At 65.2% G+C, this 8,634-nt stretch carries 7 protein-coding genes and 1 pseudogene; 6 read left to right on the top strand and 2 right to left on the bottom strand.

The window, feature by feature from the left end; translation table 11 throughout:
• The 6 genes and pseudogenes from BN4346_RS47115 to BN4346_RS47090 form a co-directional block, all read left to right on the top strand.
• A pseudogene (locus BN4346_RS47115) lies at window positions 1-127 on the top strand (IS630 family transposase); the annotation flags it as partial.
• Between the two features lie 216 nt (window positions 128-343).
• Complete coding sequence (locus BN4346_RS49410; RefSeq protein WP_109562166.1) at window positions 344-433, top strand: potassium-transporting ATPase subunit F; 90 nt, start codon at window positions 344-346, stop codon at window positions 431-433.
• Complete coding sequence (gene kdpA / locus BN4346_RS47105) at window positions 434-2,104, top strand: potassium-transporting ATPase subunit KdpA (protein ID WP_067977124.1); 1,671 nt, start codon at window positions 434-436, stop codon at window positions 2,102-2,104.
• A 19-nt stretch (window positions 2,105-2,123) separates the two neighbouring features.
• Window positions 2,124-4,184 carry a potassium-transporting ATPase subunit KdpB gene (kdpB, locus tag BN4346_RS47100; protein ID WP_078058906.1) on the top strand — a complete coding sequence of 687 codons (2,061 nt, stop codon included), beginning with the start codon at window positions 2,124-2,126 and terminating at the stop codon, window positions 4,182-4,184.
• A gap of 1 nt (window position 4,185) precedes the next feature.
• Entirely contained in the window at window positions 4,186-5,088 is a 903-nt protein-coding gene (locus tag BN4346_RS47095; protein ID WP_067977122.1) for a potassium-transporting ATPase subunit C, read from the top strand.
• Window positions 5,081-7,633: a DUF4118 domain-containing protein gene (locus BN4346_RS47090; protein WP_067977121.1), complete on the top strand. Its 2,553-nt coding sequence runs from the start codon at window positions 5,081-5,083 to the stop codon at window positions 7,631-7,633. Before BN4346_RS47095 ends, BN4346_RS47090 begins: the two co-directional genes overlap by 8 nt.
• Here BN4346_RS47090 and BN4346_RS47085 read toward each other — a convergent pair whose 3' ends face one another.
• On the bottom strand, window positions 7,634-8,089 hold the full coding sequence (locus BN4346_RS47085; protein WP_067977120.1) for a DUF1942 domain-containing protein: 456 nt from the start codon (window positions 8,087-8,089) through the stop codon (window positions 7,634-7,636).
• 67 nt (window positions 8,090-8,156) lie between these two features.
• The coding region (locus BN4346_RS47080; protein ID WP_235653839.1) for a winged helix-turn-helix domain-containing protein at window positions 8,157-8,634 on the bottom strand (478 nt) is incomplete at its 5' end.

The following is an 8,634-nucleotide window of genomic DNA, read 5'->3' as shown; positions in this document are numbered from 1 at the left end:
TGATATCCGCACCTGGATCCAAACCTGGAACGACAACCCCCGGCCCTACGTCTGGACCAAAACCGCCGACCAAATCCTCGAATCAATCGGTAACTACTGCAAGCGAATTAACGACTCACGACACTAGCGATCTGCCGGCCGGCCGTAAAGGCGTAAAAGTCGACTCCTCGAGCGTAAAGAAAGCGTCAACGGTTTCTGTCGTGCCTGGTGACCGGGTCTAACTTCATGGCTGACCCGATCGGGTTCTCGAGAACGGAGAACACGTGGCTGTAGTGGCCTACCTACTGTTGACGGTGGTGATCTTCGCCCTGCTCGGCGGGGCGCTGAAGTTGGTTGAGCGACTGTGAACCTCGCCAATGCCGTGGGTCTGACGTTGGCTGTCGCGGTGGTAGCGCTGCTGGTGGCCGCACTGCTGTTCCCGGAACGGTTCTAGTTGAGTACGACAGCCGCGGGCGTGCTGTTCCTGGCGTCACTGGTCGTGGCGCTGGTTGCGGTGCACGTACCGTTGGGCGACTACATGTATCGGGTCTACACCCGTGAAACGCACTCCCGCAGCGAGCGATTCGTCTACCGGTCGATCGGGGTCAACCCGGAGTCCGAACAGACCTGGGCCGGCTATGCACGCAGTGTGCTGGCGTTCTCGGCCGTGTGCGTGGTGTTCTTGTTTATCCTGCAGCTCATCCAGGGAAAGCTTCCCCTGCATCTGGATGATCCGGCGACATCGATGACGCCTGGGTTGGCGTGGAACACCGCGGTCAGCTTTGTCACCAACACCAACTGGCAAGCCTATGCCGGCGAGTCGACGCAGGGGCATCTGGTGCAGATGGCCGGCCTGGCGGTGCAGAACTTCGTGTCCGCCGCGGTCGGCATGGCGGTCGCCGTCGCGTTTGTCCGTGGGTTCGTGGGTCAGCGCACTGCGGTTTTAGGCTCATTCTGGGTTGATCTGGTTCGCGGCACCCTGCGTATCTTGTTGCCGATCGCGGTCATCGGCGCGACGGTGCTGATGGTCGGCGGGGTGGTCCAGAACTTTCACCTCAACGACCAGACAGTCGCGACCCTGACTGGTGCGCCGCAGACCATTCCCGGTGGCCCGGTGGCCAGCCAGGAGGTGATCAAGCTGCTCGGCACCAACGGGGGCGGCTTCTACAACGCCAACTCCGCGCATCCGTTCGAGAACCCGACCGCGTGGACCAACTGGATCGAGATCTTCCTGCTGGTGGTCATAGCCTTCTCGCTGCCCCGCACCTTCGGCCGAATGGTGGGCAACACCAAACAGGGCCACGCCATCGCCGCCGTGATGGCTGTGATCGCCCTCATCAGCGTCAGCCTGCTCGGCTGGTCGCAGCTGGCGCATCACGGCACCGTCCCGACCGCCGTGGGGGCCGCGACCGAAGGGATCGAGCAGCGAATCGGCGTGGCCGACTCGGCGGTCTTCGCCGCGGCGACCACGCTGACCTCAACCGGCGCAGTAGATTCCACCCACGACTCTTATACCAGTCTGGGCGGCCTGCTGACGATGGTCGACATGCAGCTTGGGGAGGTCGCCCCCGGGGGTGTCGGCTCGGGCCTGTACGGCATCTTGATCCTCGCGGTGATCACGGTGTTCGTCGCCGGGTTGATGGTCGGGCGTACCCCGGAATACCTGGGCAAGAAGATCAGTGCACGCGAGATCAAACTGGCGGCAAGCTATTTCCTGGTGACCCCGGTCGTTGTGCTGTGCGGAACGGCGATCTCGATCGCGTTGCCGGGCCCGCGCGCGGCGATGGCCAACACCGGCCCGCATGGACTCTCCGAAGTGCTCTACGCGTTTACCTCCGCGGCGAACAACAATGGATCCGCGTTCGCGGGCTTAGCAGCCGACGGGACGTGGTACGAGACCGCGCTAGGGATAGCGATGCTCATCGGCAGGTTCCTACCGATGATCTTGGTGCTTGCGCTGGCCGGGGCGCTCGCTGCCCAGGGTCAGACTCCGGAATCCCTGGGCACGCTGCCCACCCACAAGCCCCAATTCGTCGGCATGGTCGTCGGGGTGACACTCATTCTGGTCGCCCTCACCTTCCTGCCGGCACTGGCATTGGGGCCACTCGCTGAAGGGCTGCACTGACGTGCACTTGGACACAAGCATGCTGCTGAGCGCACTGCCCGAGGCGTTGCGCAAGCTCGATCCCCGCACGCTGTGGCGTAATCCGGTGATGCTGATCGTCGAGATCGGCGCCGTGTGGTCCACGGTGCTGGCCATCGGCGAGCCGACCTGGTTCGGCTGGCTGATCGTGTGCTGGTTGTGGCTGACCGTAGTCATCGCCAATCTGGCCGAGGCGGTCGCCGAAGGCCGCGGGAAGGCGCAGGCCGAAGCACTGCGAAAGTCCAAGTCCGACACCGTCGCACGTCGGCTACGCGGTTGGGCACCCAACACGCCCGGTATCGAAGAGGCGGTCGCGGCGCCGCTACTGCAACGAGGTGACGTCGTCGTCGTCGAAGCGGGTCAGATCATCCCCGGCGACGGCGACGTGGTGGCGGGCATCGCATCGGTGGACGAATCGGCGATCACCGGTGAATCGGCCCCGGTGATCCGCGAATCCGGCGGCGACCGTTCCGCGGTCACCGGCGGGACGCTGGTGTTGTCGGACCGGATTGTGGTCCGAATCACCCAGAAACCAGGGCAGAGTTTTGTCGACCGGATGATCGCACTGGTCGAGGGCGCCAACCGGCAGAAGACCCCGAACGAGATCGCCTTGAATATCCTGCTGGCCGCGCTGACCCTGATCTTCGTGGTGGCCGTCGCAACGCTGCAGCCGTTGGCGATCTATTCCAAGGCCAACAACCCGGGCGTCGCAGATACGGCGGCACTCGACGGCAACGGTGTCACCGGCATCGTCTTAGTCGCCCTGCTGGTCTGTCTGATCCCCACCACGATCGGTGCGCTGCTGTCCGCCATCGGAATTGCCGGCATGGACCGGCTGGTGCAGCGCAATGTGCTAGCCATGTCCGGCCGGGCGGTTGAGGCCGCCGGCGACGTCAACACCCTGCTATTGGACAAGACCGGCACGATCACGCTGGGCAACCGGCAGGCATCGGAATTCCTTCCGATCACCGGGGTGACCGCCGACGAACTCGCCGACGCCGCGCAACTGTCCAGTCTTGCCGACGAAACTCCCGAGGGTCGCTCCATCGTGGTCTACGCCAAGGAGGCCTACGGGCTACGAAACCGGACACCGGGCGAGCTCACGGCAGCGTCCTGGGTCGAGTTCACCGCAGTAACTCGCATGTCCGGGGTCGACATCGGCGGACGCCAATTACGCAAGGGCGCCGCCAATTCCGTCAGCGACTGGGTGCGCGGCCACGGCGGTGACGTCCCCGCCGAGCTCGGCCGGATCGTCGACGGCATCAGCGCTGCCGGTGGAACACCGCTGGTGGTCGGTGAGGTGCTGGTCGGCGGGCCCGCCGTGGTGCTCGGTGTCATTCATCTGCGGGACGTGGTGAAGCAGGGCATGCGGGAGCGGTTCGACGCGATGCGCCGGATGGGTATTCGGACCGTGATGATCACCGGTGACAACCCGTTGACCGCCAAGGCGATTGCCGATGAGGCCGGGGTTGACGACTTCCTCGCCGAAGCCACCCCCGAAGACAAGCTGCTGCTGATCAAACGGGAGCAGCAGGGTGGGCGACTGGTCGCGATGACCGGCGACGGAACCAACGACGCACCGGCGCTGGCGCAGGCCGACGTCGGGGTGGCGATGAACACCGGCACCAGCGCCGCCAAGGAGGCGGGCAACATGGTGGACCTGGATTCGGACCCCACCAAGCTGATCGAAATCGTGGAGATCGGCAAACAGCTGCTGATCACCCGAGGTGCCCTGACCACCTTCTCGATCGCCAACGACATCGCCAAGTATTTCGCCATCATCCCAGCGCTTTTCGTGACGATCTTCCCGGGTTTGGCTCTGCTCAACGTGATGAGGTTGCACAGCCCGCAGTCGGCGATCCTGTCGGCGGTCATCTTCAATGCGCTGGTTATCGCCGCGCTGATTCCGCTGGCACTGCGTGGGGTTCGCTACGTTCCGGGCAGCGCGTCCAAGCTGCTCAGCCGAAACCTCGCCGTCTACGGCCTGGGCGGGATCGCGGCCCCATTCGTCGGGATCAAACTCATCGACCTGCTGGTTCAACTTCTGCCCGGGATGGGGTGACATGCGATTTGCGGGTTTGGTGCGGGGCCACTGGGCGGCGTTGCGCGCACTGCTTGTCTTGACCGTCGTGCTCGGTATCGGCTACCCGGTGTTCGTCTGGCTGGTGGCGCAGATCCCGGGTCTGCATGAACGTGCTCAAGGGTCACTGATCACCGACGCCGCCGGCCGACCGGTCGCAAGCGCACTGATCGGGCAGTCGTTCACCGACACTGCCGGCCGGCCGCTGCCGCAGTACTTTCAGGGCAGGCCGTCGGGAGCCGGAATCGGCTACGACGCCTTGGCCAGCGGAGCGAGCAATCTGGGTCCGGAGAGCATCGTCGACCTGCCCGATCGGCCGAGCCTGCTCACCCAGGTCTGTGCCCGCAGTGTGGCGGTTGCCAAGACCGAAGGCCTGGACGCGGGGGCCGCGTCGCGGCCGTTCTGCACTGCCAGTGGGCGGGGCGCGGTACTGGCGGTGTTCGGCCCGCGGGACCCCAGCGGGACCGTCGCCCGCCCGACCCGCGTGGTCAGCGTCAATGAGCCGTGCGCCACCGGCAGCGAGACATTTGTATCCAGCTATCGCGGCGTTCGGGTGGAATGTGCCCGGCCCGACGAGGATTACTCGGCCGGCCAGGTCGTGCCGATCCGGGGGGCCGCGGCCGAACAGCCACGGGTCCCCGCCGACGCCGTCACCGCCAGCGGCAGCGGCCTGGATCCCGATATCTCACCGGCCTACGCCGAACTGCAGGTCGACCGGGTCGCCAAGGCCCGGGGGATGCGCGCCGATCAGGTCCGCGCCGTGGTCCGTGCTCACCAGAGCGGACGGCTGCTCGGATTCCTCGGTGAGGCCCGCGTCAACGTGGTTGCGGTGAACTTGGAACTGGACCAGCAACATCCTGTTCCCGGCTGCTGTTCCGATGGATGATTTTCCGGTGAGTAGTTATGGCTCGCGCGGCCGACGTGGGGAGTTGCGCATCTACCTGGGTGCGGCCCCCGGCGTCGGCAAGACGTACGCGATGCTCGGTGAGGCCCACCGGCGGTTGGAACGGGGCACCGACGTGGTGGCGGCCGTGGTCGAGACGCACGGTCGCAGAAAGACAGCGGAACTGATCCAGGGCATCGAAGTCGTCCCGCCCCGCTGGATCGACTATCGGGGCAAGCGCTTTCCCGAGCTCGACGTTCCTGCGGTGTTGGCGCGACGACCGCAGGTGGTGCTCGTCGACGAGTTGGCCCACACCAACACGCCGGGCAGTGTGAACCCCAAACGGTGGCAGGACATCGAGGAACTGCTTGCCGCGGGGATCACGGTGATCTCCACGGTCAACGTGCAGCATTTGGAGAGCCTCAACGACGTTGTCGCGCAGATCACTGGGGTTGAGCAGCAGGAGACCGTGCCGGATTCGTTCGTCCGTCAGGCGTCGCAGATGGAACTCGTCGACATCGCTCCGGAGGCGCTTCGCCGAAGGCTCGCCCACGGCAACGTCTACGCGCCGGAGAAGGTCGACGCCGCGTTGTCCAACTACTTTCGCAGCGGAAACCTCACGGCGCTAAGGGAACTGGCACTGCTGTGGGTGGCCGATCAGGTGGACGCCGCACTGGCGAAGTACCGGGCGGACAAGAAGATCACCGATACTTGGGAAGCCCGCGAGCGGGTGGTGGTGGCCGTCACCGGCGGCCCGGAATCGGAGACGCTGGTTCGGCGTGCCTCGCGGATCGCCTCGAAGTCCAGCGCCGAGTTGCTGGCGCTTCATGTGCTGGATGGCGGTGGGCACTCGGCCGTACCTACTGCGCGGCTGGGAAAGATCCGTGAGCTGGCGACCAGTCTCGGTGCCTCGTTGCACATCGTCGTCGGCGACGAGGTGCCGACCGCGCTGTTGGACTTCGCCCGCGAAGTCAACGCCACCCAGTTGGTGATCGGGACCTCGCGGCGATCCCGTTGGGCGCGTTTGTTCGACGAGGGCATCGGCGCGATGGTGGTGCGACGGTCCGGCAAGATCGATGTACACATCGTGACTCATGAAGAGTCCAAGCAAGGTTTCCGAATCACACCGATCTCAGCGCGGCAACGTCGCGTGCTGCCGTGGCTGGCGGCGCTGCTCGTGCCGTCGGTGGTCTGTGCGATCACGGCGACATGGCTGGATCCGATGCTGCGCTTGGGCGGAGAGAGCGCGCTGTTCTTCATCAGCGTGCTGGCGGTGGCCCTACTCGGTGGTGTCGCCCCGGCAATTCTTTCGGCCGTGATATCCGGCCTGCTGCTCAATTACTTCCTGATCGAGCCGCGACACAGTTTCACCATCGCCGAATCCGATTCGGCGGTCACCGAGATCGTGCTGCTGTTGGTTGCGGTCGCGGTGTCGGTGCTGGTGGACCGGGCCGCCGAACGCGCCAGGGAGGCCGGGCGTGCGTCCCAGGAGGCGGAGTTGCTGGCGCTGTTCGCCGGATCGGTGTTGCGGGGCGCCGACCTCGAGACGTTGCTGGAACGTGTCCGCGAGACCTATGCCCTACGGGCGGTGAGCATCCTGCGCAGACCCACTCTCGACGGCCAGCAGGCCGGTCCGACCGTGATTGCCGCCGCGGGCAATGACCCGTGTACCACTGTCGACACTGCGGACACCGCCATCGACGTCGGCGACAACGAATTCTGGATGCTGATCGCGGGCAGACAGTTGGCGGCGCGTGATCGGCGGGTGCTGTCCGCGGTGGCCAAACAGGCGGCCGGACTGGTCAGGCAACGGGAGCTCACCGACGAGGCGAATCGATCCGAGGCCGTCATGCGAGCCGATGAGCTGCGCCGCTCTCTGCTGTCGGCGGTCAGTCATGATCTGCGCACGCCGCTGGCGGCTGCCAAGGCCGCGGTGTCGAGCCTGCGTGCCGAAGACGTCGGGTTCTCGCCGGAGGACACCCGCGAACTGCTGGCCACCGTAGAGGAGTCGATCGACCAACTCACCGCGCTGGTCGGCAATCTGCTCGACTCATCCCGGTTGGCCGCCGGGGTGGTACGCCCCGAGCTGAGCCGGGTGTACCTGGAAGAAGCCGTGCAACGGGCCCTGGTCAGCATCGGCCGGGGCAAGACCGGCTACTTCCGTTCGGGCATCGACCGGATCAAAGTCGATGTCGGCGACGGAGTGGTGCTGGCCGACGCCGGATTGCTGGAGCGGGTGTTGGCCAATCTCCTGGACAACGCGTTGCGCTATGCGCCCGATGGCCCGATCCGGGTCAGTGCGTGTCAGGTCGGTGATCGGGTGCTGATCAACGTCGCTGACGAGGGCCGCGGCCTACCGCCCGGTGGCGAGCGCCTCTTCGAGCCGTTCCAGCGGATCGGCGATCAGAACAACACCACCGGTATCGGCCTGGGCCTGTCGGTAGCGCGGGGATTCGTCGAATCGATGGGCGGAACCATTGACGCCACCGAGACGCCGGGCGGCGGACTGACCCTGGTGGTGGATCTGGCTGCGCCGCAGGCGACATGACTAGTGCTTCCAGACAACCTTGTCGACGCCCGCGGCGTCGCGGTAGACGACGCTGTCCGGCGCGGTGCCGTTCTTGACGTCGAAGTAGAGTCGGCCGCTGGTCTGGCTGCCCGCGGCGAGCGGTCCGTTGGGCAGGCCGTCGACCTCGTTGCCTTTCATCACCGCAAACGTTGAACTGTTAACGGCGCGTGCGTTGAAGTCAGCGATATTCGGAGTGGGAGAACCGCTTACCGCCCGGGCAGTCACATCCGAGTACCAAATGCCGTCGTTGTGCCCGCTGGGTTGCAGGTCCGTGACGGTGTAGTCGATGGCCCCGCCGGGGCTCTGAATCTCTTCGGTTTGGCCGAATCCGACCACCTGTGGGTCTGCAGAAGCCGGCGCCACCGCAAGCATTCCGACCGTCGTGACGCCGGCCGCGGCTATTGCCGTTTTCTTGGCGATCTGGGTGAACATCACGGTAAAACTCCTTCCGCTAGGTTCTCCCAGGCATATCCGCGCCGGCGGATTTCAAAACCTCAAAAATTCACACTTCGAATCGGTAGCCCATCCCCGCCTCGGTGAGCAGGTGTTTGGGGTTTGAGGGATCGTTTTCGAGTTTGCGGCGCAACTGCGCTAGATAGACCCGAAGATATTGGGTTTCCTTTGCGTATGCCGGTCCCCATACCTGGGTGAGTAACTCGTCGCGGCCGACTAGCTTTCCCCGGTTTCGCACCAACATCTCCAGCATGCCCCATTCGGTGGGGGTCAGGTGGACCTCGCCGCCGTTCTTGGTGACTTTCTTGGCCGCCAGATCCACGGTGAACGAGGCGGTTTCCACTATTGGCTGGTCGATTTCGGCGGTCGCGGCATTGCGTCGTGCGGCGGCGCGCAGCCGTGCTAGGAACTCGTCCATTCCGAACGGCTTGGTCACGTAGTCGTCGGCGCCGGCGTCGGCCTCGGGCTGTCGGTGGCACGGGGATTCACTGAGGCGATGGGCGGCATCATTTCGGCGACGGAGACAC

The sequence above is a fragment of the Mycolicibacter icosiumassiliensis genome (assembly GCF_900078685.2).
In the GTDB taxonomy this organism is placed as follows: domain Bacteria; phylum Actinomycetota; class Actinomycetes; order Mycobacteriales; family Mycobacteriaceae; genus Mycobacterium; species Mycobacterium icosiumassiliensis.
The sequence above is the reverse complement of the archived record's forward strand: the minus strand, read 5'-3'. Positions and strand labels throughout refer to the sequence as shown.